The sequence below is a fragment of the Bradyrhizobium sp. USDA3516 genome (assembly GCF_057651995.1).
This window is the reverse complement of sequence record NZ_JBYGYN010000001.1, coordinates 54192-79821: the sequence shown is the minus strand read 5'-3', so window position 1 is coordinate 79821 and position 25630 is coordinate 54192. Positions and strand designations below refer to the sequence as shown.

Below are 25630 nucleotides of genomic sequence, written 5' to 3'. Positions count from 1 at the left end.
GGACAACAGCGCGTTCGAAGAGGCCAAAATGAGAGCCTTTTCAGCTCTCCCTTGAATGCGGAAAGGGACCATGGCTCCGTTGTGCAAAACCGCCCGGCCGAGGCACCGGGCGATTGCCCAATGTGCTACCCTCGTCGTAGGGACTGAACGCAATATGGCTCCTCCCGCATCCGCGCTCCCCGTCGAAGCGCCCCAGGCCTTCCTGGGCGTGGCGCGCTCGCTCACCGACAAGCTGTGGCGCGACCGGCTTGATGCCCGCGGGGCAGCCCAGGCGCTCGCCATCGTGCAGCGGCACCAGTTGCCGGAACTGCTGGCGCGGGTGCTGGCCGGCCGCGGTGTCGACATCGACGCCGTCGCCGACTTCCTCGATCCGACCATCCGAAAGCTGCTGCCGGACCCGTTCACGGTGACGGAAATGGAGGCCGCCGCCAAGCGCATCGCGGATGCCGCGACCAGGGGCGAGAGGGTCGCGATCTTCGGAGACTACGACGTCGACGGCGCGACCTCGGCGGCGCTGCTGGCCTGGCATCTCAGGCATTGCGGGCTCGATCCGCTGATCCATATTCCCGACCGGATTTTCGAGGGCTACGGCCCCAACACGGAAGCGGTGCGTGCGCTGGCGGCGAAGGGCGCGACGCTGCTGATCACGGTCGATTGCGGCACCACCAGCATCGAGCCGCTCGCCGAGGCGAAGCGGCTCGGCATGTCCGTGGTCGTGATTGATCATCACCAGGCTGGCACGGAGCTGCCGGTGGTGGATGCGCTGGTCAATCCGAACCGGCTCGACGATCTCTCCGGCCTCGGTCATCTCGCCGCCGTCGGCCTCGTGCTGGTGACGCTGGTCGCGGTCAATCGCGAGCTGCGGCAGCGTGGCTTCTGGACCAGCGAAATGCCGGAGCCCGATCTCCTGGGCATGCTGCATCACGTCGCGCTCGGCACCGTCGCCGACGTCGCGCCGCTGATCGGTCTCAACCGCGCCTTCGTCGCCAAGGGGCTGATCGCGATGCGTCGGCGCGACCATGTCGGCCACACCGCGCTGATGGACGTGGCGCGGCTCAACGGCCCGCCGGAGGCCTGGCATCTCGGTTTCATGCTGGGGCCTCGCGTCAACGCCGGCGGCCGTATCGGCCGCGCCGATCTCGGCGTGCGGCTGCTGCTCGAAGGCGACAGCGTCGAGGCGGCGCGGATCGCGGCCGAGCTCGACCGTCTCAACAGCGAACGTCGTGTCATCGAGCAGGCGGCGGAGGCCCAGGCCGAAGCCGAGGCGCTGGCCTCGATCGGGCTGGAGGACAAGCTCGCCGTGATCGTCACGGCCTCGGAAGGCTGGCATCCCGGCGTGGTCGGCCTCGTCGCCTCCCGCCTGAAGGAGAAGTTCTCGCGGCCCGCCTTTGCCATTGCGCTGGAGCCGGGCGGGATCGGCACCGGCTCGGGCCGCTCGATCGCCGGCGTCGATCTCGGCAAGGCAGTGCGGCAGGCGGTCGCCGACGGCCTTCTGCTCAAGGGCGGCGGCCACGCGATGGCCGCAGGCGTGACGCTGCGCAAGGAGAAGCTCGCCGAATTCCGCGCCCATATCGAGACCGCGCTGGCGCGCGACGTCGCCGAGGCGCGCCACGTCAACGAGCTCTATATTGACGGCGCGGTCACCGCCCGTGCGGTGACGCCGGAGCTGGCGACGACGCTCAACCGCGCCGGTCCGTTCGGCAGCGGCAATCCGGAGCCGGTGCTGGCGCTGCCGGCGCATCAGCTCGTGTTTGCCGACGAGGTCGGGCAGGCACATCTGCGCCTGCGCTTCAAGGCGGGTGACGGCGCCATCGTCAACGGCATCGCGTTCCGTTCGATCGGCCAGAAGCTCGGCAATGCGCTGCTCGCCAATCGCGGCCAGCAGATGCATGTCGCGGGCTCACTCTCGGTCGATCGCTACCAGGGCGCCGAGCGCGTGCAATTCCGCGTCGTCGACATCGCGCTACCGGACCAGGGGCCAGCCGTGATTAGATGACGCATGATCCGGAAAAGTGCGAAGTGGTTTTCCGACAAAGATCATGCGCAAAGACAACGGGCCCAAACAACAAAAAAGGGAGTGAGCATGGCAGGGCAGGTTGAGGGCAAGGTCGCGCTGGTGACGGGCGGCGCTTCCGGCATCGGCGAGGCGACGGTCGAGCTGTTCGCGCGCGAAGGCGCTACGGTCATCGCGACCGACATCGACGAGCTGAGAGGCACCGAGCTCGTCAAACGCATCACGAGGGACGGCGGCAAGGCGGTATTCCTGGAGCAGGACGTCACCAGCGAAGAGCGCTGGATCGAGATCGTCGCCGAGGTCGCAAAACGCTTCGGCCGCCTCGACGTACTCGTCTCCAATGCCGGCATCGGCATTGCCGTGCCATCGATCGTCGACATGACGCTCGCTGATTGGCGCAAGCAGAATGCGATCAATCTCGATGGCGTGTTTCTGTCGGTCAAGCACTGCCTGCCCCTGATGCGCAAGACCGGCGGCGGCTCGATCATCATGATGTCCTCACTGGCGGGCCTGCGCGGCTCGCCCGGATTGTCGGCCTATTCGGCCACCAAGGGCGGCGTGCGGCTGTTCGCCAAATCCATCGCGATGGAGTGTGCGGCGGCGGCCGACGGCATCCGGGTCAACTCGGTTCACCCCGGCATCATCGACACCCCGATCTGGGGCAAGATCCCGACGGGGGCGGCCGGCGCCGGTCAGAATGCCCCAATCGATCCGGAGGAGCGCGCCCGCGTCGTCACGCCGCTTGGCCGCGCCGGCCAGGCCGCGGAGATCGCCTCGGGCGTGCTGTATCTCGCCTCCGATGCCTCGCGCTACGTCACCGGCAGCGAGCTGGTCATCGACGGCGGCATGAACGCCGGCGCAGTGCCGCGGCGCGCTTGAGCTGCGCAGGGCAGGGTGGCGGCCGCAGGGGCTGACGCGCTGGCGCAGCCCCTGTACAAGATGGGCAACAGCCAACCGACAGAGGTACTCCTCGCCATGGCGCATAGCCTTCACGCGTCCTCACCCGCGCCCGCGACATTCCGCTCGAACCGGCCGGATCTCGCCACCGACGCGATCCGCGCCGCGCGCGAGGATCTCGCCGCCTGCTTCCGCATGGCCGCGCGCAACGGCTTCGAGGAGGGCATCTGCAACCACTTCTCGGCGGTCGTGCCCGGCCATGACGACCTGTTCCTCGTCAATCCCTACGGCTACGCCTTCCGCGAGCTGACCGCCTCGAAGCTCTTGATCTGCGACTTCCACGGCAATGTGCTCGACGGCGAGGGCGTGCCCGAGGCGACCGCGTTCTACATCCACGCCGAGATGCACAGGCTGCTGCCGCGCGCCAAGGTCGCCTTCCACACCCACATGCCCTATGCGACGGCGCTGTCGATGACCGAGGGCGATCCCCTGATCTGGGCCGGCCAGACCGCGCTGAAATTCTACGGCCGCACCGCGGTCGACCGCGACTACAACGGCCTCGCGCTCGACAGCCGCGAAGGCGCGCGTATCGCCTCCGCCGTCGGTGACGCCGATATCGTCTTCATGAAGCATCACGGCGTGATGGTGCTGGCGCCGACCATCGCGGAAGCCTGGGACGATCTCTATTATCTCGAGCGCGCCGCCGAGGTGCAGGTGCTGGCGATGTCGACGGGGCGGAAGGTGCTGCCGGTCGATCCCGCCGTTGCGGCCGAGACCTACAGGCAGATGCGCGAAGGCGATTCCGAATCCGCGCGGCTTCATCTCGCCGCGATTCGGCGGCAGCTTGATGCGGAGGAGCCGCAATATCGGCACTGAGGCAGACTGTCATTCCGGGGCGCGCTTGAGCTGCGCTGCGTATCAGCGGGCCGCGTCGAACTCCGACTTCAGCCAGTGTCGTACAGCCTCGACCGGCTCGGTGAGCGGCCGGTCGCGGCTGCGGACCAAGTGCAGCGAAAAGCCTTCCAACTCCGGCCCGAATGGTGCGACCAGCGTTCCCTGCGAAAGTTCGTCGGCGACGAGCACAAGACTGTGCAACGCGACACCAGCGCCGGCGACGGTTGCCTGGATGGCATGGGTTTCATCGTTGAAACGCACGCCGGCGCGCGCATCAACGTCGTTAATGCCGGCCGTCTTGAGCCAGCGCCGCCAGGTCGGATTTCGGGCATCACGACGGTGCCAGTCGAAATGTAGCAGCGTTGCTGAGCGCAGGTCGCTCGGTCTTCGGATGCCCAAGCGCGGACTGACCACCGGCGCGAAACGATCGACCGTGAGCGGCTCGGAAATCAGATCGGGATAGGGACCGGAACCGTAGCGAAGTGCGAGGTCCGCGGTCGATTTGAGATCGACCACCTCCAAGCTCGCCAGCAACGTGAGATCAATGTCGGCTCTGCTCTTTCGGAGCCCAGGAAGACGCGGCACCAGCCATTTGGCTGTGAAAGCCGGCGTCGCCGAAAGTGTGACCACCGCCCGGCGCCGCTTCCGGCTCAATCCCTCCAGAACACGCGCAAACGCATCAAAGCCGTCGCGCAGGACCGGAAACAGGACCTGACCTTCCGCGGTGAGCAGAACCTGCCGCGTCCGGCGCTCGAACAGCCTGACCCCGACGGTCTGCTCCAGCTGCCGCACCTGATGGCTGATCGCGGTCGGCGTGACGTGGAGCTCATCGGCGGCGCGCTTGAAGCTGAGGTGACGTGCCGCCGCTTCAAATGCACGCAATCCCGCCAGCGGAGGAAGCCTTCTCATCGCGAACTCGTGGATGAATGCAGTTCATGCATAAGCTGAGCAACTTTCGTTTGTCAACGACGGGGCCTGAGCCGATCTATTGGGCAAACAGATGAGAGGAGTTCTGCAATGCAACTGCTACAGATCGATTCAAGCGCGCGGTTAGAGCCTTCAGATGCAAATCCGCGTGGTTCGCATACCAGGCGTCTCACTCGGCGTTTCGTCCAACGATGGCTGCAGTCGCGGCCGGGGGATCGCGTCGTCAGCCGCGACCTCGGTCGCTTCGCACCGAGGCCGGTGACGGACGACTGGGTCAAGGCGGCCTTCGCGAAGCCCGATCGGCGCGAGCCATGGATGAGAGAGGCTTTGGCGGAAAGCGATGCGCTGGTCGACGAGCTGATCTCAGCTGATCTGATCGTCGCGGGCGTGCCAATGTACAACTTCGGTGTGCCAGCGCAGTTCAAGGCCTACATAGACAACGTCGTTCGGGTCGGACGCACGTTCGGCTTCGACCGATCATGTCCGGACGATCCATATTCGCCGCTGCTTGCGGGCCTGGACAAGCGTCTTGTCCTGGTCGGTTCGCGCGGAGACTACGGGTACGATCCGGGCGGACGTATGGCCGCCGTCAATCATGTCGAAGGAGCCGTCCGGGACGTGTTTGCATTCATGGGGATCACGGCGTTGCACAGCGTCGCAGTCGAGTACGACGAATTCGCCGACGATCGGTTGCAGGCGTCGATTGCCGCCGCCGAGCGTGCCGTGGATGACCTTGTCGACGAGCTGCTGAAGCTGACAGAACAGCGAAACGCGGCTTGAGGGTCGGCTGCAGCTGCAGGGAGGCGCCAGCGCTGGCGCTTCCAGCCGCGCTAGTTGGTTTGCCGCAGCTTGGCCAGCACTTTGAGTCCGCCGTAGCCATCGGCGGGAACGATCCCGACCTTCTGCTGAAACTCCTTGACCGCCTTCATGGTGTCGTTGCCGACGCGGCCGTCGGTGCCGCCGGTGTCGAAGCCGGCCTTGGTCAGGCGCGTCTGCATCTCCTGCACCTCGGCGAGCGTCAACGCACGCTCGGAGCCCGGGAAGGGCTGGATGAAAGGCGGGGCTCCCAGGCAACGATCCCCGAGATGGCAGATCGCAAGCGCGTAGTTCATGGAAGGGTTGTAGCTCTTCACCGAGTAGAAGTTCGGCCCGAGCAGGAAGGTCGGCCCGCCCGCAACCGGCGTCCACATCTGCGCGGATGCGGAGGCTTGCGGGAACGGCTGGCCGTCGGCCCGGGTGACGCCGGCCGCCTGCCAGGCCGCATAGGTCCGGCTGCCGCTCATGTTGGCGGGCGCGCGCACCTCGTAGCCCCAGTGCTCGCCGCGGTGCCACTTGCCGCGATTGACGAGATATTTCGCGGTCGAGCCCAGCGCATCGTCGGGCTTGCCGAAGGGCGAGACCTTGCCGTCGCCGTCATAGTCGATGCCGACATTGAGCCAGACCTCCGGCATCCATTGCGAATGGCCCATCGCGCCGGCCCATGATCCGCGCATGTCCTCGGGCGTGGACCAGCCCTTGTCGACGATGCGCAGTGCATTGATTAGCTCGGTCTCCCAATAGGCCTTGCGGCGCGGCTCGTTCCAGGCGAGCGCGGCGAGCGAGGGAAACACCGGCCTCATGTGGTTCTGCTGCACCAAGGGATCGCCATAGGCGGACTCGACGCCCCATAGGGCCAGCAGCGTGCCGCGCTCGACCCCGAAATCGCGCTCGATGCGGGCGAGCAGCGCCTCGTTGTTCTTCAGCGCGATCTTGCCGTTGATGATGCGCCAGTCCGAGACGCGGCGGTTGATGTACTGCCAGACCTGCTCGCGGAATTCGGGCTGGTTGCGCATCTGCGCGAATACGCTCATGTCGGGTTCGACCCGTCCCATCGCGCGCTGCCATGTCGCGGCGGAAATGCCCTTTGCCATTGCGCGCGCACGAAAGTTCTCGCGCCATTCGTCGAAGCGGGGAGGCGCGGCGAGCGCACGGGTGGGAAGCGCAAGCAAGGCGGCTGCACCGAGCGTCGACTGGAGCAGGGCGCGCCGTGTGTGACGGGGCGAGGAATCAGTGTGCTTCATGGGCGCATTCTAGCCGGAAACATGGCCAGCGTGAGTCGGTTCCGAAACGGCCAAGTGCGTCAACGCGGCCCGATCCCGTGGGTCGTTCCCACCGGAACAAGTGCCGCACTCCCGCATTCCCTCCACACCAGGACGAGGAGAAGAGCCGGCCGTGGTCGGGCCGTCCCTCCTGTTCATCGAAACATCGGGGTGGAATGAAGATACGCGCACATGCCGAAAGCCATATCGTCGAACTTGACGACGGATCCCAATGGAAGATCTTTCCCGGCGACCTCGCGACGACGCTGAGCTGGAAGCCCGAAACCGATCTGCACCTCGAGCCGAGCGGTGAGCGGGTGCATTCGCACGTGCTGGTCAATCCCGCCGACCGGACCCGCGTGCGGGTGATCGCGGCCGACGAGAGCTGGCCGGACGGCGCGGTCAGGAACGCCTTGAAAGGCGGTTAGCAGCCGTGACAGCCGGCGAATGCCGGTCGCCTAGTCCTCCTGAAGGTCAGCCGCGAGTCCGGCGAGCCAACGCCGGATCGTGGTTTCCGCCTTTGGATCCAGATTGCGAGCGAGCCGCTTCTCCAGTTCGAGCACGCGCTGCCGGCACGCCTTCAGAAGCGTCGCGCCGCGCGCCGTCAGCGTCCATTGCTGGATGCGGCCGTGAACGGGATGAGGCGTCATCGCAATCGCGCCGTCGCGCTCGAGATTGCGAATGATGACGCCGACGGTCTGGGGTGTCAGGAAGGTGAGGCGGGCGACATCGGCCCCCGACAAGCCCGGATAGGCATTCAGCATCGTCAGCACCGCGAATTGCGGCGAGGTCACGCCGAGATCGGCGAGCGTGCGCTCCATCGTCAGGCGAACCGCGGCGTGAGCCTGGCGCAGCAGATAGCCGAGATAGCCTTGCTCGCCGCGCTTGCCTTGGCCCGCTGCGGGGACATGCACCGCGGCCGCAACGGCCTTGCGTCCCGATTGCGATTTCGTGACATTCGTCTTGCGCGACATATAAGAGCTCTTATAAGATATCTGAGCTCTTATAGTAAGCCGAGGTGAATGGCAATGGCACACGCCCGCAGCGAATACGAAGATTTCAAGCGGATCGCGCCCGATGCGTTTGATCTGGTGCTGGCGCTGGGCCAGCTTGCGGCCAAGGCCGGCCTCGACAAGCAGCTTCTCGAGCTGGTCAAGCTGCGCGCCTCGCAGATCAACGGCTGCGCGTTCTGCGTGCAGCACCACGTCCTGCTGTCAGAGCGGATCGGCGTCCCCCTCGACAAGCTCCATCTGATCGCGGTCTGGCGCGAGGCGCCGATCTTTTCGCCGCGCGAGCGGGCAGCGCTCGCCTGGGCCGAGGCGCTGACCTGCCTGCCCGACGGCGTCAGCGAGGAGGTCTACGCGGAAGCGTCCGGCGAATTCTCCGAGACTGAACTGACATACCTGACCTCGGCGGTCGCCTCGATCAACGTCTGGAACCGGTTTGGCGCGGCGTTTCGCTGGACGCCGGCACGACGGCCGGCGACTGCCGTTGCAGCTTCGTCCTGACGAAGAGAGGGGAAAATCACGATGACAGCCATGAGCCTTTCTGTGGTGCAGTGTCCGGCGCCGTCACGTTCGGCGGCGTTCGCCGTCGTCGCAGGACTTGTTTGCGCGCTGGCGATCGGCAAAGCTCTGCCGGTGACGATCGACAGCGTGTCCAGCGTCCTCGCGCCGCTCTGCGCGACGGCAGCGGAGGGCTCGCCGCTCGACAAGGTCGAGCCGATCGGCTCCTACGCGCTTCCGAACGTGCCCGGCAAGCGCGTGACCATCGTGCGCGTGTCCTATGGTCCAGGCGGGTTTTCGCGGCCGCATCGTCACTCCGGCTCCGTCACCGCCTACATCACCAAGGGCGAGATCCGCTCGCAGCTCGGCGGCGGCCCGGTCGAGACGTTCGGCGTCGGCCAGTCCTTCTTCGAACCGCCGGGCTCGACGCACCTGATCTCGGCCAATGCCAGCATGACCGAGCCGGCGGAATTGATCGCGGTGTTCGTGGCGGATGAGGGCGCGCAGCTGACGACGTTCCTGGAATAGGCTGCACGCGACGGCCGCGCTCAGGCCGACCGCGGTCGCCTCAAACGCTTCCAGACCGGCGCGAGTCCGTATTGGACGACCGGAATCGCAACCGCGCCGACGAGCAGTCCAAGCGCGCCCGAGATGGCTGCCTCGACCGACCATTCGACGATGCCGGCAACGGATGGAACGAGATGTGCGGCAGCCTCGGTTATGGCATGGACCGTGTGGCCGATCGCGGGTGGGCCGTACTTCTCGATGCCGTGCAGGATGATGCCGCCGCCGACCCAGATCATGGCGGCGGTGCCGATCGTGCTCAGCACCGCCAGGAAAGCGGGCATGCCGCGGACGAGCGCGCGTCCAAGCAAGCGGATCGCGCCGCCGGCGAGTGAGGCGCCGTCGTAGCGCGCGAGGGCGAGGCCGGCATCGTCCGCTTTCACGATCAGGGCGACCACGCCATAGACGCCAACGGTGATGAAGAGGCCGACCAGCGCCAGCACCAGCGCCTGCGTCCAGATGCTGCCCGCAGGGATAGCCGCCAGCGTGATCGCCATGATCTCCGCCGACAGGATGAAATCCGTCTTGATGGCGCCAGCGACCTTCTCGTCCTCGACCGACTGTGCATTCAACGCAATCGGCTCGAGCTGAGCTTCGTGCTGGTGCGCATGATGCGGCATCACGGCTTCGAGTACCTTTTCGGCGCCCTCATAGCAGAGAAAAGCGCCGCCCAGCATCAGCAGCGGCGTGACCGCAGCGGGAAGGAAATAGCCGAGCAGCAGGGCAATCGGCAGCAAGATCAGCAGTTTGTTGCGTAGCGATCCGACCGCGATCTTGCCGACGATCGGCAGTTCGCGTTTCGAAGCGAAACCGATGACGTAGTTCGGCGTGACCGCCGCATCGTCGATGACCACGCCGGCCGCCTTCGTGCCTGCCTTGGCTGCCTGGCTGGCGACATCGTCGAGCGAGGCTGCAGCCACCTTTGCGATCCCCGCGATGTCGTCGAGAAGACCGATCAGTCCGACACTCATCAACCCATCCTTCTTCGTTCGAGCGGGGGGAGAGCGCGACCAGATGCGTCCTGCCCGCTCCGGCAACGAACGAGTACGCTCTCAGTTCTCCTCGCCGCCTGCTCCCTCGCGTAAGTCAGGCTTGAGCACGTCTTCCGGCAGCGCATGGGCCACCGGCTGCGCCGTGACCGCGATCTCCGGGCCGATCTCGCGGCCGCGCGCGCGGATGAGCCGTTCATAGGCCGAGACCAGCGTCACGTAGGGGCTGACCCAGATCCAGCCGTCGCGGGTGAACACCTGGACGTCGAAATGCAGGTGCATCGAGGTGCCGGCGGGACGGTCGAGATAGTTCGAGATCATGCCGATCTTCTCGCCTTCGGTGACGATGCGGCCGTTGAGCACGCCATCGGCGTTCATCGCATGCGGGTTCATGTGCATGTAGCGGAAACGGATGTGCTCGGTTCGGCTATTGACCTGAAGCGTCGCGGCCTGATCCTTGGCTCCACGGATGACGATTGCGTCACGCACGGCGACGACGCCGCGCCGCTTGGGATCGCAGGGCTCGCGGCCTTCACCGGGCGGCGGGCAGTCGGCGGCGCGGATGTCCTCGCCCTGGTGGCCGTAACCCCCGCCGCATTGCCATACCTCGAAGCTGCGCGACTCGCAGAAATTGTCGCGCCAGGGATAGGCGGTCGGCCCCTCGCTCTTGTCGCGCTTGCCGAAGGATTGCGAACGCACGAAGGCGGGCGCCTTCTCCAAGGGAAAGCGGATCTGGGCATAGGCCATGGCGTCGGGATGGCCGCCCTGCTTGCGGTAGCCGGTGTTCGGAATGATGTCGCCGCTCGGCCGGTAGCTGAAATCCGGTGAACGCACCGCGGGGCGGTCGATGATGTTGGACGCAACGTCCGCCAGGGGCCGCATGCGCTGGCCGCCTGCGACGCGCAGTGCCTTCAGGAAGCGCTCGGCGACCGGATAGGCCTCCTTGCAGGCGAGCCGCCGTGGCCTCGCGACACTGTCGAGGCACTGGATCGAGACCACATAGGCGGCGCCGAAGCGGGTGAAGGCATAGCGCACATAGCCTTCCCGGATGAACCTGCGCAGATCCGGGTAGGTTGCGGCGAGCGGCTTGACTGGCTCGCCCTTGCCCCCGGCCGGATCGGCGATGTCGTAGACCAGCGCCGAGCCCGTGATCTGCACCTCGACAGGCTTTGCGTACACCCGGCTCGGCATGCCGTCACCGGCGCCGGGCTCGAGCGAGAAGGTCGCGCTGTAGCCGGCAGGACCGGCATCGAACATGTCGACGGGATTGAAGTCGGCCTGGTAGCGCGACAGCGCGAGCGTCGCCGGCGCGCCGCTGCGCTGCGCATCGAGATACGCGGCGGCGTCGAACGGCAGCAGCACGGGGACGGGACTTCGGGTAATGCCGGTGAAGAAGCGAGAGGAGATCGCGTTGAGCTGCACCAGTGCCGGCATCGCGCGCGGATCGTAGCGCGGCACCGAACGGCGCGGTGCGAAGATGAAGTCGCCCGCAATCTGGGGACGGCTGTTGATCTCGCTGCGCATCTGGTCGAGCGCCGCGCGCCACTCGATGCGCAGCGCCGTCAGCGAGGGGCTGCGGAATTCATCCGCCGCGAGCGGTGCAGCAACGAGGAGCGACGGCAACGCCAGGAGAAGCGAGACGTAGCGGAGACCCTTCCTGCCCACTGCCTCGCCCCCCGGCGGTACCTGTTCCGATCCTCGATGGCTCGCTTAGTCCTTGGCACGCTCGGAGTAGGAGCCGTCTTCGGTCATCACCACAATGCGCGTGCCGACCGAGATGTGCGGCGGCACAGTGGTGCGCACGCCGTTGGACAGCACCGCGGGCTTGTAGGAGGAGGAGGCGGTCTGGCCCTTGGTCACCGGCTCGGTCTCCACCACTTCCAGCGTCACACGCTGCGGCAGTGCGATCGACACCGGATTGGTGTCATGCATCGACAGTTTGACGGTCATGTCCGGCTGAAGATACGCAGCCGCGTCGCCGACGACGTCCTTGGAGACCTGAACCTGGTCGTAGGTCTCGGGGTTCATGAAGTGGTAGCCGTCGCCATCTTCGTAAAGGAAGGTGTAGTTGCGCTCTTCGATCGTGGCCTTTTCGACCTGGTCGGTGGTCTTGTAGCGTTCCGAGATCTTTACCCCGTCCGAGATTCGGCGCATTTCGATCTGGCTGACCGGGGTTCCCTTGCCGGGATGGATGTTCTCGGCGCTCACGACGACATAGAGCTTGCCGTCTTGCTCGATCACGTTGCCCTTGCGAATAGAACTGGCGATGACTCTCAAAGCTGTATTTCCTGCTTGCTTGGCCCGGCACCAGCCAGGACGTGGTCGAATTGCTGGGGGACTTGGGGCCTCAAATCGGACCTCGGCACCCGTTTCGGGCCGCAACATACTGATTTTGCCGTTGGATGCCAGCATTTTGCTGCCGGCCGGGACGGCCGGTTGATGGCTGGGGACAAGCCGATGTCGCCGTTTTGGTCGCCCGCCCGTCACCTCGACCGGCAGCCGTTCCTCCGGGCCAGGGGCGCCGTGACCGGAGCTTTGCGGGGGTTTTTCGCCGAACAGGGGTTTGTGGAGGTCGAAACCTCCGTTCTCCAGGTCTCTCCGGGCAACGAGACCCATCTGCACGCCCCCCGGACCGAGATCATGCGGCCCGACGGCAGCCGGGCCAGCCGATACCTGCGCACCTCGCCCGAATTCGCCTGCAAGAAGCTGCTGGCGGCGGGCGAGACGCGGATTTTCGAGTTCGCACGGGTGTTCCGGGACCGCGAGCGCGGCGACCTGCATCTGCCCGAGTTCACCATGCTGGAATGGTACCGCGCGGGAGCGCCCTATGATGCCATCATGGCCGATTGCGTCGTGGTGATCGCCCGGGCGGCGCAGGCGACCGGGATCGGGACCTTCTCGTTCCGCGGCCGAACCGCCGATCCCTTCGCCGAGCCGGAGCTGCTGACGGTCGCGGCCGCCTTCGCACGGTTTGCCGGCATCGACTTGCTGTCGACAATCTCGGGCGGCGAGGGTAACCGTGCGGCGCTTGCCGATGCGGCAGCCGGGAAGGTCCGTATTGCCGAGGACGACACCTGGTCCGACATCTTCAGCAAGGTCCTGGTCGAGCACGTCGAGCCGCAGCTGGGGCAGGGGCGTTTGACCATCCTGTTTGAATACCCATCTCCAGAAGCGGCGCTGGCGCGGGTGAAAGCGGACGACCCAAGGGTCGCCGAACGTTTCGAGGTCTATGCCTGCGGCGTCGAGCTTGCCAACGGCTTTGGAGAGCTGACCGATGCCGGGGAGCAGCGCAAACGCTTCGCGGAATCCATGACGGAGAAGCAGCGTCGCTACGGCGAAGCCTATCCACTCGACGAGGATTTTCTGGCGGCGGTCGCCGCAATGCCGGAGGCGAGCGGTGTCGCACTCGGCTTCGATCGGCTGGTAATGCTGGCGAGCGGCGCCACACGAATTGATCAGGTGGTGTGGACACCGCCTGCGGATGAGAGATGACAAAGACGAATCTTGCACGCACTCTGCGCGAGCCTGCCGAGCTGGTGGCCGCGGGCCTGGCACCCGCCTCGGCGCTGCCGGCGCTCGAACGCGTCGCCGCGCGCTATGCCGTGGCGATCACGCCTGATCTGGTCGGGTTGATCGACGCGACGGATCCCGACGATCCCATTGCGCGGCAGTTCGTTCCTGTTTCAGCCGAGCTCGAGGCGCAGCCGGGCGAGAATGCCGATCCGATCGGCGATCACCCGCATTCGCCGGTCGCGGGAATCGTGCACCGCTATCCCGACCGCGTGCTGTTCAAGCTCGTGCACGTCTGTGCGGTCTATTGCCGCTTCTGCTTCCGCCGCGAGATGGTCGGGCCCGGCAAGGACAACGCGCTGTCGGACAGTGCCTATCGTGCCGCGATCGACTACATCCGGTCGCATGGCGAGATCTGGGAAGTGATCCTGACCGGCGGCGATCCCCTGATGCTGTCGCCGCGGCGGATGAGCGAGATCATGGCCGACCTTGCGGCCATCGATCACGTCAAGATCATCCGTCTGCACACCCGCATCCCCGTGGCCGAACCCGCGCGCGTCAGCGCGGAGATGGTTGCGGCCCTGAAGGTCGCGGGCGCGGCCACCTGGGTCGCGGTACACGCCAACCACGCGCGCGAACTGACGGGACGCGCGCGTGATGCCTGCGCGCGGCTTGTCGATGCCGGAATTCCGCTGGTGAGCCAATCCGTGCTTTTGCGCGGCGTCAATGACAACATCGCCGCTCTGTCGGATTTGATGCGAGCTTTCGTCGAATGCCGGATCAAGCCGTATTATCTTCATCATGGCGATCTCGCCCCGGGCACGGCACATCTGCGAACGACGTTGGCGCAGGGGCAGGCCTTGATGCGGCAGTTGCGCGGACGGGTGTCGGGTCTGTGTCAGCCGGACTATGTCATCGACATTCCCGGCGGTGCCGGCAAGTCGCCGGTGGGTCCGAATTACGTGTCGGCGGTGCCAAATATCGCAAACGAGACGAGTGAAGCCGAATCGGAAACGCGCTATCGTATCGTCGACTATTGCGGCGACGTTCATCTCTATCCGCCCGAGGCATGAGTGGACGCTGGTTTGAGAATGGAGAAATGGACATGACGAAGATCATGCTGGCAGTATCGCTCGTGGTCTTGCTTGGCGGCGCGGCCGTGGCACAGACCGGCGGCTCGAAAGGATCGACATCGAGCGGCGCATCGTCCGGATCGGTGTTGCCGGCGCCGGTCGGCCATCGCCAGCCGCGTGCCAGCGATGTACCTAGTGAAAAGAATCTGAGCGATGCGAACGATCCGCTCAGCAAAGAAAACCAGGCGCTCGACAAGAAGATCAAGAGCATCTGCCGCGGCTGCTGAGGCTTTCACCTCTCCCCGTCGGGGAGAGGTGAGGAACGAGCCATCCTAATCGTCATCCGTCAGGCCGACCTCTCATGCAGTCCGGCGCGCTGGATGTTGCGGCGGATTTCGACCGCGTCGGCGAGCTGCTCGAGCGTTTTCGCCGTCGTTGCCCAATCAATGCAGCCGTCCGTGATGCTCTGCCCATAGGTGAGCGGCTTGCCCGGCACGACATCCTGGCGGCCGGCGACGAGATTGCTCTCGATCATCACGCCCATGATGCGGCTCTCGCCGCCCGATACCTGGCGGGCGATATCGGCCATCACCAGCGGCTGGTTCTCCGGCTTCTTGCTCGAATTGGCATGGCTCGCATCGACCATCACCAGCGGGGCAACGCCGGATCTGGTCAATTCATTGCAGGCCGACGCAACGCTTGCCGCGTCGTAGTTCGGCTCAGCTCCGCCGCGCAGGATGATGTGGCAGTCCCCGTTGCCGGCGGTCGAGGCGATCGCCGAGCGGCCGAGCTTCGTGACGGCCATAAAATGATGGGGATGCGAGGCTGATTTCACCGCATCGGCCGCGATCCGCACATTGCCGTCGGTGCCGTTCTTGAAGCCGACCGGGCAGGACAGGCCCGAAGCCAGCTCGCGATGGATCTGGCTCTCGGTCGTGCGCGCGCCGATCGCGGCCCAGGAGACGAGGTCGGCGATGTATTGCGGCGTCGTCATGTCGAGGAATTCTGTGCCGGCGGGCAGGCCGAGATTGTTCACCGCCGCGAGCACGTTACGCGCGAGCCGCAGGCCCTTGTTGATGTCGAAGCTGCCGTCGAGGTCGGGATCGTTGATCAGGCCCTTCCAGCCGACCGTGGTGCGCGGCTTCTCGAAATAAACCCGCATCACGATCTCGAGCTGATCGGCGAGATCCTCGCGCAGTTTTGCCAGCCGCTCGGCGTAGTCGAGCGCCGCCTTGGGATCATGCACCGAGCAGGGGCCGACGACGACCAGAAGGCGGTCGTCCTGATTGCTCAGGATGGCATGGATGGCGTTGCGCGCGGCCATCACCACACGCGTCGCGGTGAGCGTGCGCGGGACTTCCCGCATCACCTCTTCCGGCGTGCTCAGCTCTTTCAGTTCGCGGATACGAAGATCGTCGGTCGTGCTCAGCACGGCGGGCTCCTGTCTGTTTTAGAACCTGCCGGCAATAAAAAAGCCGCCAGGTCTGGCGGCTGTTCGGACGTTTGCTGCAATGTTTTAGATTGAGCGCGATCCTCCCGCCGCCAGCGAGCTGTCGTAGCAAAAGTACCAAAAAAAGCTGGTGGCGACGGTGATCATGGGAAGGCGATATAGCGTGCCGCTGGCGCCTTGTCACCCCCCAATCAGGATGTGGGGCGAGGAGGCGCCTCAACTGTTGCCTTTGCGTGCCGCCAGCGCCATTCCGATCAGGGTGGCGCCGCCGAACAGCAGGTTGATACCGACGAGGACGCCAATGGCCCACTCCGCCGAGCTCGGCAGCCCCGTGATCACCATGAACGAGATCGCGATGTCGACGAGGCCCGAGATCAGCAGCCACGACCAGCGGCCGCTGAGCTCACGGCGGTGCTCCAGCGCGTACATGATGGTGGCGACGCCCTCGGCGAGGAAATAGGCGCCGAGCACGATGGTCAGCGTCAGCACGGCCTGCATCGGCCGGGCCAGCAGCAGCAGGCCGGTGAGCACGGCGAGCGCAGCCGAGATCAGCGACCACCAGAAGCCTGGCGTGCTGCGCGCCCAATAGGTCGCGATCAGTCCGCCGATGCCGCCGATCAGGAACATCCAGCCGAGGAAGATCGCGGTCGCAAGACTGGCGAGCGGCGGCACGACGAGCGCGGCGATGCCGAGGACGGCAAGCAGGATGCCTTCGAACAGAAAAGCCCTCCAATGCGCCTTGACCGCCTGGTTCATCTCGGATTGGAGGCGGGCAAATTCCTCGGGCGATGTCATCGTCAGGCTCCGGAACGAGAAGGTTGCGTCCCAATCTAGTGGGCGTGTCGCGCATTCGCCATGCGTTGGATCAAGTGCCGCCGCGCGCCGACGAAAAGCCTTCTGCGTTGGTGCGAATGCGGTTGCGGCCGAGAATGTAGATCGCCGTTGTGACAATCAGAAGCGCAAGGCCGAGCAGGATCGAGACGAAACCGATCGGAATCAGCGCCAGCGTCAGGTTGCGCTCGGGGTTGATCAGCCAGTGATGGATCGAGGTCAGGACGAAGGCGAGCCCGACGAAGCCGATGCCGCCGCCGGCGAGCAGCATCGCCCACATCCGGCGCAGTTGGCTGAGCCGCTCGCGCGCGACGTCGGTTCGCGGCGCATGATGGCGGGCGACGCGCCGGACCAGGCGGATGGCGAACGCGATCGAGCTGAAGCCGATCAACAGGCTGGCAGCGCCCAGCCACATGCGCAGTGTCGGATCGAGATCGGGCATGCGCTGGAGCGTCAGGAGCGGGAAGTCGAAGGCCGAATGCAACGCGAGCGGGCCGCCGAAGATCAACAGCCGGCTGGAGAGACGCGCCCAGTCGCGATGGTGGCGGTTCGCGCCCAGCGCCGTGCCGGCGCGCGCAATGGTCAGGTAGGCGCCGGCGATGATGCCGAGCGCGCCGTGGAAGGGCACGGTCAGGACGCTGCGCAGCGCGGCGAGCGAGCGCCACATGTCGGCGTGCTGGACGAGGTAGGCGAGGTTCTCGTAGGCGGCGAAGCCGAGGCCGACCGCGGCGCCGTAGACCACGGTGTCCATCGGATTGGCAAAGGTGCGCCGCTTGGTCGAGGAGACCAGCACGATGGCGATCACCTTGACGGCCTCCTCGGGCAGCGCGACGCCGAAGATCGAATGCATGGCCAGCGCCGCCCAGGGGTCGTCGGGGGCGGCGACCATCTTGGCGAAGGGGGCGCGGGCGAGTCCCAGGAGGGAAATGCTGGCCGCCCCTAACAGGAATGCGGTCCAGACCTGGGCCGGCGGCCCCGGGCGTTCCTCGGCGGCGATGACGAGCCAAAGCAACAGCAGCGCCGGGGCGATGGCGGCGGTTCCAACGACGGTGGGGAGCGCTTCGATCAGGTACATTGGCGCCGAAAATAGGTTCCCTTGATCCGCTTATCTACGTTCTCCGATGCGACCATGTGTCATGCGCCGGCTGTCGGCTCCCTGAAGGCGCGCGACAGCTGCCGTTCATCTCGGCTCACTGCGGGGAGTAGAATGCGAGCGCAATCAATCGCATGATGGCAGATGCTCGCCAATCACGGCAACGATTGCCCGGCGCGTGCGGGAACGAGCTCAGTGCGTGGTGATCGCGGCCGGCGCATCGGGTGCGACGTCGAAGGCGCCGAGATGGAATTCCTCGCCGGCGGACTCGGGCGACTCGGAACTCTGCGCCAGCAGCGTGAACGCGGCCTGCGGGTATCGCTTCCAGATCTCGAGATCGCCGGCGGTGATGGTGAGCCAGCCGAACGTGTACATGTAGCGTCCGGGCTCGGTGACCCGGCCGACCCTGTCCCAGGTGATCTTGCCAACTTTGATCTTATCGACCGTGATCTTGTCGACTGCCATTCGGTCCCCCGATCGCAAGTCTGCAAAATGACGTCCGGCCCAAGGCAAGACCCAAGGCACAGACCCGCAAAAGCTGATCCGGCATTGGGGCCGCCATAGGGCGGCGAGATCAGGCCGACTTCAGCAAGGGCGCGCGGACGATCAGGCGGTCGACGTCGTCCCGGTCCTGCTTTTCGGCGAATTTGACCGCGAAGCCATGGTCGAACTTGCGGATCACCCGCCCGACGCAGGCGCCGACCGCAAGCGGGGTTCCGATCGCCGGATCGTACTCGGAGGACACCGCGACGCCGGCCGTCGAGACGTCGATGATGAAGCAGGTATGGCAGCTGCCGTCCGCGAGGGTCAGCACGGTGTGCGAGACCTGCGGAACGAACCGCGCGTCACGCCGCAGCTCCCGAACGCTGGCATCCTTCTGCTTCTTCTCGAGCCAGGTCAGCTTTTCCGACATCCAGGCGCGCCGCGCCCGCGGCATCTCGAGCTCCATCAGGAAGCCTGCCTTCAGTGTCGCGGTGATGGTGCCCTGGAATTCGCCGAAATCCTGGAAGTAGGAGGTCAGGCGCTCGCCGACCTTGCCGACCACGGGCACGTCCACGATCATCCGGAAGGGTGAGACGCGCTTGGTCCGGCAGGCGAAGCTGCGGAGCTTGCCCTCGCAATCGTACCAGCGCGGCAGCGAGTAGCTGCCGCTGACCGCAACATCCACTGCTCGCTGCCTCAGGAACTCTGCGACGGACATGAGCGCTGACCGGGGGTTCGGGTAATTTCCGTACTTCCACGGTAGCGAACAAATTCTAAGCAAATGATACCGCTGCCCAAGAGCTGGGGTAAACTTTCGGTAAATGGCGCCGGGCAATGTTGTCCCGGACTACGCGGCATAAGGTCCTTGGCAGGCGCCAAGCGACCGCATGAGCTACTACGATCCGAAGAACGCCAACAGCAAAGCCAGTGCGCCGATCACAGCCGCAAGCTTGGTCGCCATCCAGATCAAACCGTCCGGAACGATCTCAAAGCCGAACCATGGGGCGGAGCGACGCATCACGTGCACTGCGGCGGATTCGGCCAGGGTGAGCGCGAGGGCGACGCCGGCGAGAAAAGACCAGGACTCGGCCGGGGGCAGCCATGGCGCGAGCCAGGCTGGGACGGAAGCTCTGACGGAGGCGAGCAACGCAAACCATCCGAACGAGAATGCGAAGCCCTTGATGATGTATGGGCCGATCGTTCCGGGCTCGAAGCGGATGCCGATGTGGCCGAGCGCGCTTTCGATGCGCTCGCCATCGGTCAGGAAGATAAAGGCACCGAGGTAGAGCGGAACGCGCGACTGGAAGAGCAGGGCGATCGCACCGAACAGGATGATGTAGCCGATGGCCTCGCCGAGAATGTCCGCGCCGGCTTTGCCTGACCGCTCGGGCGCGGGCGGCGTCGATGCCGCCTGGCGCTCCGGCAGCGATTGGACGCGGGCCATGTGCGCGAGCATCTCGGCGCGGCGGCCGGGGGCATGCCGGTCGGGGTGGCGCAGCCATGTGGGAAGCGCCGGCATTGGGGATGCGTCTGCAATGTCGGCTTTGTGCTGCGGCATCGGCCTCGACCGTTTTCGACCTGACATTGGTCGCACACGAGGGGCGAGGAGGTTCATGCTGCCACGGCGGCTTTGCGCCTCTGGCGCTCCCTAGCGGAATCGAACCGCTCTCTCCACCGTGAAAGGGTGGCGTCCTAACCGATAGACGAAGGGAGCAAACGCAGGGCCCTGCCGATTTCCCGGCACGGCCGCTGGCCGGCCGAACAGCGCCCGGCGGCTTGCAGCGGGCGAACGTATAGTGGCCTTTGCGCTCCCGGGCAAGCCGTTCGGGAACGGTCTTTCGGCTCCGGTGGATAGCCCCGGGCGCGGGAACATTCGGAGGCGATTTCAACGGTTTGTTAGCGTTCCCTGCGTAGCGCTGGAGGCGGAGATTTTGCCGATGCCACCGCCGAAGAAGCGCGCAGCCCGCAAGCTGCTGTCGCAGCACGCCTGGATCACGCTGGACGGCGGCTTCGCCGCGCGACACTGCCTGGTCCAGGACATCTCGGATTCGGGCGCCAGGATCACCCTGGACGAGGACGCGAGCCAGCTCCCCGGCGTGATCCGGATGGCTTTCGCACGCGATGCGCGCACCGGGCGGAGCTGCCAGGTGGTCTGGCGCCGCGGCAAGTCGGCCGGCGTCAAGTTCCTCTAGCGGCAGCCGCCCGTGGCGCGGGCGGCCGGTCCGGGCTACAAGGCGGCGATGCGAACGCCGCTCCTCATCCTATTCTCCCTGCTGGCCACGTCCGCGACCGCGGCGGAGAGCCTGCGCCTGCCGCCTGCCGAGCCGCCACAGGCGGGCAAGGCGCTGCCGCCGACCGGCAGCACGGCCGGCGAGGCGCGGGCAGGCGCCTGCGCCGCCTACGGCGCGGGCTTCGTGATGGCCGAGGGGACCTGCGTCAAGCTCGGTGGCTCGACCAGCCTCGACACCGGCATCCGGCGCTGAAGCCCATGCCCGCGGATCTGGTGCGGCTCGACATCATCGTCCCCGTGCTGATGTATTGCGCGCTCTTGTGGTGGATCGGCCGCGGCCTCAGCTGGACCGCGCGGCTGGCAACGGCCGCGGTGACTCTGGTGCTGATCGTCGTCGTGCTGCTGGTCGAGCGCGGCTGGCGCTAAGCCCTCGAGACAAAACCGCGAAAACAACCCCATGCACAGTAGCCGTCAAGCGCGGCCGTGACGCCGCGCCCGGCGCTCCGGAACGCGGATTCCCCGCGCGGTCGCCGCGGCTTGACCCGCGCGAGGGGCTCACGACATCGGCGGTGCGACGAATTGCGCAAATCCCGGCCGCTTGCCGAGCTCGGCGAGCCAGCGGGTGAGGTGCGGCTGGGCCGGCCGGCTGATACCCTCGACCCCGAGCCAGCGCCGCGCATAGGATCCGACCGCGATGTCGGCCAGCGTGAACGTATCGCCATCGATGAAGGGACGCGTGGCGAGCAGGCGGTCGGCGATGGCCCAGACCTCGGCGGCGGCATCGGCATCGCGCTGCACCTGGATCATGTCGCGCTCGGCGGGCGCGGTGCGCACGATGCCCCAGAACACCGGGCGGTCGACCGGCTGCACCGTCGACAGCGTCCAGTCGAGCCAGCGATCGACCGAGGCGCGCGGCTTCGGCGCCTCGGGATAGATCGGCGTGCCGCTTCCATGCGCGAGACAGAGATAGCGCATGATCGAATTGGATTCCCACAGCACGAAGTCGCCCTCGACCAGCGTCGGGATCCGCGCGTTGGGATTCATCGCCAGATACTCGGCCTCGCGCGTCTTGCCGTATTGCATGCCGGCGTCGATGCGCTCGTAGGCGAGGCCGAGCTCGGTGCAGCACCACAGCACCTTCTGCACGTTGACCGAATTGGCACGGCCCCAGATCGTCGGCTTGGCGTCAGGCATGAAGCGTCTCCCCGCATGGTCGCTTGCCGCGGGTGATAGCGGAATTCGGCGCACGGAGCGATGCGCGATTGCATCGCGCCCGTCATGCAAAAAGCTCCGCACGCGGCGGAGCTTTCCTTGCAAAGTTCAAACTGACGCTCAGCGGCCGAAGAACAGCCACAACAGAATGATCACCGGGATCGGCACGCCAAGCATCCACAGCAACAGCCCTCTCGCCATCGCATCCTCCTCCAATCGGTTTCGTGAAAGGAGAACGCCGGGCGAGGGGCCTGGTTCCGGCCGGCGTGCTTACCAATGGCCGGTGTTCGGCATCGAGGCCCAGGGCTCCTGCGGCGGCTTCGGATCGCCCTTCTGCAGCAGCTCGATCGAGTGCAAGTCCGGCGAGCGGACGAACGCCATGTTGCCGTCGCGCGGCGGACGGTTGATGGTGACGCCCGCCTTCATCAGCTTCTCGCAGGTGGCGTAGATGTCGTCGACCTCATAGGCGAGATGGCCGAAGAAGCGGTCCTCGCCGTACTTCTCCTCGTCCCAATTCCAGGTGAGCTCGACCAGCGGCGCCCCCCGCGTCGGCGGCTGCTTTTTCAGCGCCTCGAGATCGTCCGCCGAGCACAGGAACACCAGCGTGAAGCGCCCCTTGTCGTTCTCGATCCGCCGCACCTCCTTCAAGCCCAGCGCATCCTGGTAGAACTTCAGCGCGACATCGAGATTGCGCACGCGCAGCATGGTGTGGAGGTATCGCATGGTTGTTGCTCCCTGGGTGGTGGAGGGTTTTGTCTTGGGGCCGGGGCGGCGGGTAGGAAATAGCAGGAAATGGGGAGGAGGGGCAGGGGGACGAGGCAAATGTGCGTGAAGGTGGGAGTCCGGCTCGCACTGCATCACGTTGGAAGCAGTGCCGCCATCTCTTTCCAATGATAGATTCGCACCTTCTCGGTTTGATGCCGCGCGGCTTTGGCGATGGCGTGCGCGATGTCGTTGCCGGCGAGGCCGCGATATCGGTCGGCCGGGCCGACGAGCAGCGGATTGAGCGCGCTCCATATCGCGATGATGAGGCGTTCACGCGGGCGGTCCTCCTTGCGCGCGCCGAGGATCATCGACGGGCGGAAGATGTGGGTGTGCTCGAAATCGAGCGCGAGAATGTCCCGTTCCACCTCGCCCTTGGTCCTGAGATAGAACACGCTGGACCCGGCGTTGGCGCCGACGGCCGTGACCAGAAACACCGACCGCGCGCCGTTCGCTTTGGCGATCTCGGCCGCGAGCAGCGGATAATCATGATCGATCTTGTAGTACTCGGCCTCGTTAGGGGTGTGCTTGCGCGTCGTCCCGAGCGCGATGAAGATCTCGTCCGCAACCAATTGGGATTTAAGTGCGGGCAGGGAGGCGAGATCGCCGATCAGCACCGTCAGCTTCGGATGGTTCACCGCCAGCGGCTTGCGGGTCACCGCGACAACCCGCGAATAATCGGGACTGTCCAAGAGGTCGCGCAGCAAATGCGAGCCGATGAAGCCGGTGGCGCCGAAGACAAGTGCGGTTTTCATTCAAGCCACCGGTTTGAGTTGATTGCGTGATCGCTTGTTGAAAGCTCGTAGATGGGCAGAGGACTTGAGAAACCCATCATGGTTTGTAGCGCAACAATTACTCTTCTCCAGGAAGCTCATCGCGCCACTTCTGGGCGCCGTGCAGGATGCGCAATATCCGGATCGAGCTTTCTGTTACGGTGTAGGCAGCGACATAGGGCGTGCCGACAATGACGGGCTCGCGTGTGCCGGCCACGCGGCCAGGGCGCCCACTCTCGGGAAACTCGACAAGTCGATGCACAGCGGCAGCGATCCGCTCGTCGAGTGCGATGGCTGCCCGAGGATTTTCAACCACGATGTGGGTGAAGGTGCCGTCGCGGTCCGACAGCGCGAAGGCGGACCAAACGAGCTTCACGACTTTGGTTCGCCCGCCCTGCGCCGGGCCGCCGCGCGCCGCTTTGCGAAATGCGCTTCAGCCTGTTCATCGGAGACATCGGGCCGGGTATCGTTCAACGCCTCCAGCACCCTAGCGCGGAACCAGGCGTCATGAGCCTTGCTGTTCGTGAGGAGCTCGAGCGGGAGCGCGCCCTCATTGGCCGTCCGGGTCAGGAGGATGCGGACCGCGTCCGAGACCGTTAGACCCATCTCCTCAAGGACGGCGGAGGCGCGATCACGGATTTCGGCGTCGATGCGGGTCTGGACAAGGGCATTTGCGGCCATGTTCGCCATCCTCGGATGCGATATGGTAATGTAATTCAATTGAATGACGGGCGCAAGGGTGGCCGGTGCCAGCGGCGCCGGCGCGCTGAGCGCACGTAACCTCGTAGCGGCTCGCGCTTGGCCGATCGAGACACCGCAATTGCGGTGCCGGTGCACTCAATTGGCGCTGCAGATATTCCCTACCTGCACTCAAAACTTGCCGCGCTCTCGGGATCGCCTTGCCCCTTGTACCGCGCATGTTGCGGATAGGCGCAAAGCGGCCGGCTGCGGCCGGGGAAGGCTGGTCCCGTCGCGACCACCGCATCGGGCGCCTTGCCGTCTTCCACCCAGTTCACGACCGCACTGAGGAGATCGAAACGATCGAGCGCTGCGCCGCTCGAGCAGTGACCCATGCCGGGCACCAGGAAGGCCCGGCTCGATTTCTCCCGCACCAATTCCATGCCGCCGGAATCGGCCGCCATGCGCTCGTAGTAATTGACGGTGTCGTTCGCCGAGAACCAGGGATCGCTGACACCGTGGTAGAACAGCAGCTTGCCGCCATGGCCGAAGTAGCTCGACAGGTTGGTCCAATAGGCGGTGTTGGTGAGGCGATCCATCCCGCTCGCGTTGACCCGGTCTTCGAGCTGATCGACGTTGATGCTTTCCCAGACAGGCGGTCCGACCGGACTGCGCGCGCCTGTGGTGAGGATGCCGGGAATGGCAACGCCTTCGGCTGCCACGCCGCTGTCCCACGGGAACGGCGGGTAGACCTGCGTGCCACGTGAATTCTGCGGTCCGGCGAAAGCCTTCTTCAAGGCATCGACCTGCGGCGGCGCCAGACAGGAATCCGTCTTGTCGCCCTTGCAGGTGAGGACCGCGGGATCGAATTGACAGGCCTTGCCGTCGAAGATCAGGCCATCCTTGACGCCGTCCTTGGCGTCGCAGGCATCGAGGATCGCGTTCGTGATCAGCTTTCGCTCGGCCGGAGAAAACGTCTTGGCGGGCTCCGGCTTGCCGGACGCATCCTTCGGCGCGATCTGGCTGAAGGCAGCGTTGGCCCAGGCGAGACCGAGGTTGGAATTGCCGGTGCGCATCGCAGGCGCGCCGGCGACGATGCCGTCGAATTGTTCGGGATAGCGCGCCGATGCCAGCATGCCTTCGCGGCCCCCGGTCGAGCAGCCCGTGAAATAGGAACGCTTTGCGGGCTGGCCGTAGTAATGCGCGACCATCGCCTTGGCGGCGATCGTCACCTTGCCGACGGACGCATGGGCGAAGTTGAGCGCGGCTTCCTGGTCCTTCAGGAACGAGGCATCGAACACCGCGCCTTGATGACCGCTATCGGTCGAGACCACGGCAAAGCCGCGCGCCAGCGCCGGCACCTCGCCGGCCGCCTGGTAACCCAGTGGCGGCCGGATCGTGCCGTTCAAGCCGCCGCCGCCCTGAAACAAGAAGCGGCCGTTCCAGCGATCGGGCAGGGCAACTGCAAAGCCGATCGCGTAGGACTTGCCCTCGACGCCGACGCGCTGATCGATCACGCCATCCGCGCGGCAGTTCGGCGGCAGTGCCACCGAGACGGTGGCCGGCGCCGGCGGCGACGGCTGCACCGTCCCCGGCGGCGCCTCCGGCACGATTTCGGCCTTGGTGATCGTTGCCGTCGTTCCCGGCATCTTCCAGCCGGTCAAGTC

Annotated in this window: 31 protein-coding genes, 1 tRNA gene and 1 pseudogene; 13 read left to right on the top strand and 20 right to left on the bottom strand. The window is 65.8% G+C overall.

Annotated features, from left to right (window positions below):
• The first annotated feature begins 154 nt into the window (after window positions 1–154).
• The 3 genes from recJ to AC24YW_RS00540 all read left to right on the top strand — a co-directional run bounded on the left by recJ (window position 155) and on the right by AC24YW_RS00540 (window position 3787).
• Window positions 155–1996 carry a single-stranded-DNA-specific exonuclease RecJ gene (gene recJ, locus AC24YW_RS00550; RefSeq protein ID WP_487480868.1) on the top strand — a complete coding sequence of 614 codons (1842 nt, stop codon included), beginning with the start codon at window positions 155–157 and terminating at the stop codon, window positions 1994–1996.
• Between the two features lie 87 nt (window positions 1997–2083).
• The gene (locus AC24YW_RS00545) at window positions 2084–2893 is read left to right on the top strand and encodes an SDR family NAD(P)-dependent oxidoreductase (RefSeq protein ID WP_487480867.1); all 810 of its coding nucleotides are present in this window, start codon (window positions 2084–2086) and stop codon (window positions 2891–2893) included.
• 96 nt (window positions 2894–2989) lie between these two features.
• Window positions 2990–3787 carry an aldolase gene (locus tag AC24YW_RS00540; protein ID WP_487480866.1) on the top strand — a complete coding sequence of 266 codons (798 nt, stop codon included), beginning with the start codon at window positions 2990–2992 and terminating at the stop codon, window positions 3785–3787.
• Window positions 3788–3829: 42 nt separating this feature from the next.
• Here the strand turns inward: AC24YW_RS00540 and AC24YW_RS00535 are convergent, their stop codons facing one another.
• Window positions 3830–4714 (bottom strand): LysR substrate-binding domain-containing protein, encoded by an 885-nt coding sequence (locus AC24YW_RS00535; protein WP_487480865.1) that lies wholly within the window; start codon window positions 4712–4714, stop codon window positions 3830–3832.
• 108 nt (window positions 4715–4822) lie between these two features.
• Between AC24YW_RS00535 and AC24YW_RS00530 the strand changes: the two genes are divergently transcribed.
• Window positions 4823–5512 (top strand): FMN-dependent NADH-azoreductase, encoded by a 690-nt coding sequence (locus AC24YW_RS00530; RefSeq protein WP_487480864.1) that lies wholly within the window; start codon window positions 4823–4825, stop codon window positions 5510–5512.
• A gap of 50 nt (window positions 5513–5562) precedes the next feature.
• Here AC24YW_RS00530 and AC24YW_RS00525 read toward each other — a convergent pair whose 3' ends face one another.
• Complete coding sequence (locus tag AC24YW_RS00525) at window positions 5563–6792, bottom strand: lytic murein transglycosylase (RefSeq protein ID WP_487480863.1); 1230 nt, start codon at window positions 6790–6792, stop codon at window positions 5563–5565.
• 194 nt (window positions 6793–6986) lie between these two features.
• Here AC24YW_RS00525 and AC24YW_RS00520 point away from each other — a divergent pair, with 194 nt between their 5' ends.
• Window positions 6987–7238 (top strand): hypothetical protein, encoded by a 252-nt coding sequence (locus tag AC24YW_RS00520; protein ID WP_487480862.1) that lies wholly within the window; start codon window positions 6987–6989, stop codon window positions 7236–7238.
• Between the two features lie 30 nt (window positions 7239–7268).
• On the opposite strand, the gene AC24YW_RS00515 is transcribed toward AC24YW_RS00520, so the two are convergent.
• On the bottom strand, window positions 7269–7784 hold the full coding sequence (locus tag AC24YW_RS00515; RefSeq protein ID WP_487480861.1) for a MarR family winged helix-turn-helix transcriptional regulator: 516 nt from the start codon (window positions 7782–7784) through the stop codon (window positions 7269–7271).
• 54 nt (window positions 7785–7838) lie between these two features.
• On the opposite strand from AC24YW_RS00515, the gene AC24YW_RS00510 reads away from it, so the two are divergent.
• Window positions 7839–8318: a carboxymuconolactone decarboxylase family protein gene (locus AC24YW_RS00510; RefSeq protein ID WP_487480860.1), complete on the top strand. Its 480-nt coding sequence runs from the start codon at window positions 7839–7841 to the stop codon at window positions 8316–8318.
• 21 nt (window positions 8319–8339) lie between these two features.
• Window positions 8340–8843, top strand: coding sequence for a cupin domain-containing protein (locus AC24YW_RS00505; protein WP_487480859.1), 504 nt, complete (start codon window positions 8340–8342; stop codon window positions 8841–8843).
• Window positions 8844–8863: 20 nt separating this feature from the next.
• On the opposite strand, the gene AC24YW_RS00500 is transcribed toward AC24YW_RS00505, so the two are convergent.
• The 3 genes from AC24YW_RS00500 to efp form a co-directional block, all read right to left on the bottom strand.
• A complete protein-coding gene (locus tag AC24YW_RS00500) occupies window positions 8864–9850 on the bottom strand; it encodes a DUF808 domain-containing protein (protein WP_487480858.1) in 987 nt (328 codons plus the stop codon).
• An 81-nt stretch (window positions 9851–9931) separates the two neighbouring features.
• Entirely contained in the window at window positions 9932–11533 is a 1602-nt protein-coding gene (locus AC24YW_RS00495; RefSeq protein WP_487480857.1) for a M23 family peptidase, read from the bottom strand.
• A 45-nt stretch (window positions 11534–11578) separates the two neighbouring features.
• Entirely contained in the window at window positions 11579–12145 is a 567-nt protein-coding gene (efp, locus tag AC24YW_RS00490; RefSeq protein WP_028136595.1) for an elongation factor P, read from the bottom strand.
• A 162-nt stretch (window positions 12146–12307) separates the two neighbouring features.
• Between efp and epmA the strand changes: the two genes are divergently transcribed.
• Genes epmA through AC24YW_RS00475 form a run of 3 tightly spaced genes read left to right on the top strand, consistent with a single transcriptional unit; the run spans window position 12308 to window position 14738 of the window.
• On the top strand, window positions 12308–13360 hold the full coding sequence (epmA, locus tag AC24YW_RS00485; RefSeq protein WP_487480856.1) for an EF-P lysine aminoacylase EpmA: 1053 nt from the start codon (window positions 12308–12310) through the stop codon (window positions 13358–13360).
• Window positions 13357–14451, top strand: coding sequence for a lysine-2,3-aminomutase-like protein (locus AC24YW_RS00480; protein ID WP_487480855.1), 1095 nt, complete (start codon window positions 13357–13359; stop codon window positions 14449–14451). The genes epmA and AC24YW_RS00480 overlap by 4 nt, the downstream gene beginning before the upstream one ends.
• Before the next feature lie 32 nt (window positions 14452–14483).
• Window positions 14484–14738, top strand: a complete 255-nt coding sequence (locus AC24YW_RS00475; protein ID WP_157285847.1) for a hypothetical protein — start codon at window positions 14484–14486, stop codon at window positions 14736–14738.
• Between the two features lie 59 nt (window positions 14739–14797).
• Here AC24YW_RS00475 and AC24YW_RS00470 read toward each other — a convergent pair whose 3' ends face one another.
• The 7 genes from AC24YW_RS00470 to AC24YW_RS00440 form a co-directional block, all read right to left on the bottom strand.
• Window positions 14798–15883 carry a 3-deoxy-7-phosphoheptulonate synthase gene (locus tag AC24YW_RS00470; protein WP_487480854.1) on the bottom strand — a complete coding sequence of 362 codons (1086 nt, stop codon included), beginning with the start codon at window positions 15881–15883 and terminating at the stop codon, window positions 14798–14800.
• Between the two features lie 234 nt (window positions 15884–16117).
• Window positions 16118–16696 (bottom strand): HdeD family acid-resistance protein, encoded by a 579-nt coding sequence (locus tag AC24YW_RS00465; RefSeq protein ID WP_487480853.1) that lies wholly within the window; start codon window positions 16694–16696, stop codon window positions 16118–16120.
• Window positions 16697–16766: 70 nt separating this feature from the next.
• Complete coding sequence (locus AC24YW_RS00460) at window positions 16767–17807, bottom strand: PrsW family glutamic-type intramembrane protease (RefSeq protein ID WP_487480852.1); 1041 nt, start codon at window positions 17805–17807, stop codon at window positions 16767–16769.
• Between the two features lie 210 nt (window positions 17808–18017).
• Window positions 18018–18290, bottom strand: a complete 273-nt coding sequence (locus tag AC24YW_RS00455; RefSeq protein ID WP_487480851.1) for a hypothetical protein — start codon at window positions 18288–18290, stop codon at window positions 18018–18020.
• 109 nt (window positions 18291–18399) lie between these two features.
• Window positions 18400–19026 carry a PilZ domain-containing protein gene (locus tag AC24YW_RS00450; RefSeq protein WP_487480850.1) on the bottom strand — a complete coding sequence of 209 codons (627 nt, stop codon included), beginning with the start codon at window positions 19024–19026 and terminating at the stop codon, window positions 18400–18402.
• A gap of 177 nt (window positions 19027–19203) precedes the next feature.
• Entirely contained in the window at window positions 19204–19923 is a 720-nt protein-coding gene (locus tag AC24YW_RS00445; RefSeq protein WP_487480849.1) for a hypothetical protein, read from the bottom strand.
• Window positions 19924–19947: 24 nt separating this feature from the next.
• Window positions 19948–20022 (bottom strand) — tRNA-Glu (locus AC24YW_RS00440).
• A 223-nt stretch (window positions 20023–20245) separates the two neighbouring features.
• Here AC24YW_RS00440 and AC24YW_RS00435 point away from each other — a divergent pair.
• Genes AC24YW_RS00435 through AC24YW_RS00425 form a run of 3 tightly spaced genes read left to right on the top strand, consistent with a single transcriptional unit; the run spans window position 20246 to window position 20964 of the window.
• A complete protein-coding gene (locus AC24YW_RS00435) occupies window positions 20246–20500 on the top strand; it encodes a PilZ domain-containing protein (RefSeq protein ID WP_057029117.1) in 255 nt (84 codons plus the stop codon).
• Between the two features lie 48 nt (window positions 20501–20548).
• On the top strand, window positions 20549–20791 hold the full coding sequence (locus AC24YW_RS00430) for a hypothetical protein (protein WP_487480848.1): 243 nt from the start codon (window positions 20549–20551) through the stop codon (window positions 20789–20791).
• Window positions 20792–20796: 5 nt separating this feature from the next.
• A complete protein-coding gene (locus AC24YW_RS00425; RefSeq protein ID WP_487480847.1) occupies window positions 20797–20964 on the top strand; it encodes a hypothetical protein in 168 nt (55 codons plus the stop codon).
• Window positions 20965–21093: 129 nt separating this feature from the next.
• Here the strand turns inward: AC24YW_RS00425 and AC24YW_RS00420 are convergent, their stop codons facing one another.
• The 7 genes and pseudogenes from AC24YW_RS00420 to AC24YW_RS00390 form a co-directional block, all read right to left on the bottom strand.
• Window positions 21094–21732 carry a glutathione S-transferase family protein gene (locus AC24YW_RS00420; RefSeq protein ID WP_487480846.1) on the bottom strand — a complete coding sequence of 213 codons (639 nt, stop codon included), beginning with the start codon at window positions 21730–21732 and terminating at the stop codon, window positions 21094–21096.
• A 288-nt stretch (window positions 21733–22020) separates the two neighbouring features.
• Window positions 22021–22473: a VOC family protein gene (locus tag AC24YW_RS00415; protein ID WP_404651843.1), complete on the bottom strand. Its 453-nt coding sequence runs from the start codon at window positions 22471–22473 to the stop codon at window positions 22021–22023.
• A gap of 134 nt (window positions 22474–22607) precedes the next feature.
• Window positions 22608–23267, bottom strand: coding sequence for an oxidoreductase (locus tag AC24YW_RS00410; protein WP_487480845.1), 660 nt, complete (start codon window positions 23265–23267; stop codon window positions 22608–22610).
• Window positions 23268–23364: 97 nt separating this feature from the next.
• A complete protein-coding gene (locus AC24YW_RS00405; protein WP_487480844.1) occupies window positions 23365–23661 on the bottom strand; it encodes a type II toxin-antitoxin system RelE/ParE family toxin in 297 nt (98 codons plus the stop codon).
• Window positions 23658–23966 (bottom strand): type II toxin-antitoxin system RelB/DinJ family antitoxin, encoded by a 309-nt coding sequence (locus AC24YW_RS00400; protein ID WP_487480843.1) that lies wholly within the window; start codon window positions 23964–23966, stop codon window positions 23658–23660. The genes AC24YW_RS00405 and AC24YW_RS00400 overlap by 4 nt, the downstream gene beginning before the upstream one ends.
• Before the next feature lie 179 nt (window positions 23967–24145).
• The gene (locus tag AC24YW_RS00395) at window positions 24146–24685 is read right to left on the bottom strand and encodes a tannase/feruloyl esterase family alpha/beta hydrolase (RefSeq protein WP_487481825.1); all 540 of its coding nucleotides are present in this window, start codon (window positions 24683–24685) and stop codon (window positions 24146–24148) included.
• Between the two features lie 6 nt (window positions 24686–24691).
• Window positions 24692–25612: pseudogene (locus AC24YW_RS00390) on the bottom strand (tannase/feruloyl esterase family alpha/beta hydrolase); the annotation flags it as partial.
• Window positions 25613–25630: the final 18 nt, after the last annotated feature.

Excerpts from the sequence above, each read along its gene's own strand:
- AC24YW_RS00420 (WP_487480846.1), bottom strand. The coding sequence starts at position 21,732 with ATGCCTGACGCCAAGCCGACGATCTGGGGCCGTGCCAATTCGGTCAAC.
- AC24YW_RS00525 (WP_487480863.1), bottom strand. The coding sequence starts at position 6,792 with ATGAAGCACACTGATTCCTCGCCCCGTCACACACGGCGCGCCCTGCTC.
- AC24YW_RS00445 (WP_487480849.1), bottom strand. The coding sequence starts at position 19,923 with ATGAACCTCCTCGCCCCTCGTGTGCGACCAATGTCAGGTCGAAAACGG.
- AC24YW_RS00530 (WP_487480864.1), top strand. The coding sequence starts at position 4,823 with ATGCAACTGCTACAGATCGATTCAAGCGCGCGGTTAGAGCCTTCAGAT.
- AC24YW_RS00535 (WP_487480865.1), bottom strand. The coding sequence starts at position 4,714 with ATGAGAAGGCTTCCTCCGCTGGCGGGATTGCGTGCATTTGAAGCGGCG.
- AC24YW_RS00415 (WP_404651843.1), bottom strand. The coding sequence starts at position 22,473 with ATGCGATACCTCCACACCATGCTGCGCGTGCGCAATCTCGATGTCGCG.
- AC24YW_RS00500 (WP_487480858.1), bottom strand. The coding sequence starts at position 9,850 with ATGAGTGTCGGACTGATCGGTCTTCTCGACGACATCGCGGGGATCGCA.
- AC24YW_RS00450 (WP_487480850.1), bottom strand. The coding sequence starts at position 19,026 with ATGTCCGTCGCAGAGTTCCTGAGGCAGCGAGCAGTGGATGTTGCGGTC.
- epmA (WP_487480856.1), top strand. The coding sequence starts at position 12,308 with ATGGCTGGGGACAAGCCGATGTCGCCGTTTTGGTCGCCCGCCCGTCAC.
- AC24YW_RS00400 (WP_487480843.1), bottom strand. The coding sequence starts at position 23,966 with ATGGCCGCAAATGCCCTTGTCCAGACCCGCATCGACGCCGAAATCCGT.
- AC24YW_RS00510 (WP_487480860.1), top strand. The coding sequence starts at position 7,839 with ATGGCACACGCCCGCAGCGAATACGAAGATTTCAAGCGGATCGCGCCC.
- AC24YW_RS00480 (WP_487480855.1), top strand. The coding sequence starts at position 13,357 with ATGACAAAGACGAATCTTGCACGCACTCTGCGCGAGCCTGCCGAGCTG.
- AC24YW_RS00545 (WP_487480867.1), top strand. The coding sequence starts at position 2,084 with ATGGCAGGGCAGGTTGAGGGCAAGGTCGCGCTGGTGACGGGCGGCGCT.
- AC24YW_RS00435 (WP_057029117.1), top strand. The coding sequence starts at position 20,246 with ATGCCACCGCCGAAGAAGCGCGCAGCCCGCAAGCTGCTGTCGCAGCAC.
- recJ (WP_487480868.1), top strand. The coding sequence starts at position 155 with ATGGCTCCTCCCGCATCCGCGCTCCCCGTCGAAGCGCCCCAGGCCTTC.
- AC24YW_RS00430 (WP_487480848.1), top strand. The coding sequence starts at position 20,549 with ATGCGAACGCCGCTCCTCATCCTATTCTCCCTGCTGGCCACGTCCGCG.
- AC24YW_RS00475 (WP_157285847.1), top strand. The coding sequence starts at position 14,484 with ATGACGAAGATCATGCTGGCAGTATCGCTCGTGGTCTTGCTTGGCGGC.
- AC24YW_RS00460 (WP_487480852.1), bottom strand. The coding sequence starts at position 17,807 with ATGTACCTGATCGAAGCGCTCCCCACCGTCGTTGGAACCGCCGCCATC.
- AC24YW_RS00540 (WP_487480866.1), top strand. The coding sequence starts at position 2,990 with ATGGCGCATAGCCTTCACGCGTCCTCACCCGCGCCCGCGACATTCCGC.
- AC24YW_RS00520 (WP_487480862.1), top strand. The coding sequence starts at position 6,987 with ATGAAGATACGCGCACATGCCGAAAGCCATATCGTCGAACTTGACGAC.
- AC24YW_RS00505 (WP_487480859.1), top strand. The coding sequence starts at position 8,340 with ATGACAGCCATGAGCCTTTCTGTGGTGCAGTGTCCGGCGCCGTCACGT.
- AC24YW_RS00455 (WP_487480851.1), bottom strand. The coding sequence starts at position 18,290 with ATGGCAGTCGACAAGATCACGGTCGATAAGATCAAAGTTGGCAAGATC.
- AC24YW_RS00425 (WP_487480847.1), top strand. The coding sequence starts at position 20,797 with ATGCCCGCGGATCTGGTGCGGCTCGACATCATCGTCCCCGTGCTGATG.
- AC24YW_RS00465 (WP_487480853.1), bottom strand. The coding sequence starts at position 16,696 with ATGACATCGCCCGAGGAATTTGCCCGCCTCCAATCCGAGATGAACCAG.
- AC24YW_RS00515 (WP_487480861.1), bottom strand. The coding sequence starts at position 7,784 with ATGTCGCGCAAGACGAATGTCACGAAATCGCAATCGGGACGCAAGGCC.
- AC24YW_RS00410 (WP_487480845.1), bottom strand. The coding sequence starts at position 23,267 with ATGAAAACCGCACTTGTCTTCGGCGCCACCGGCTTCATCGGCTCGCAT.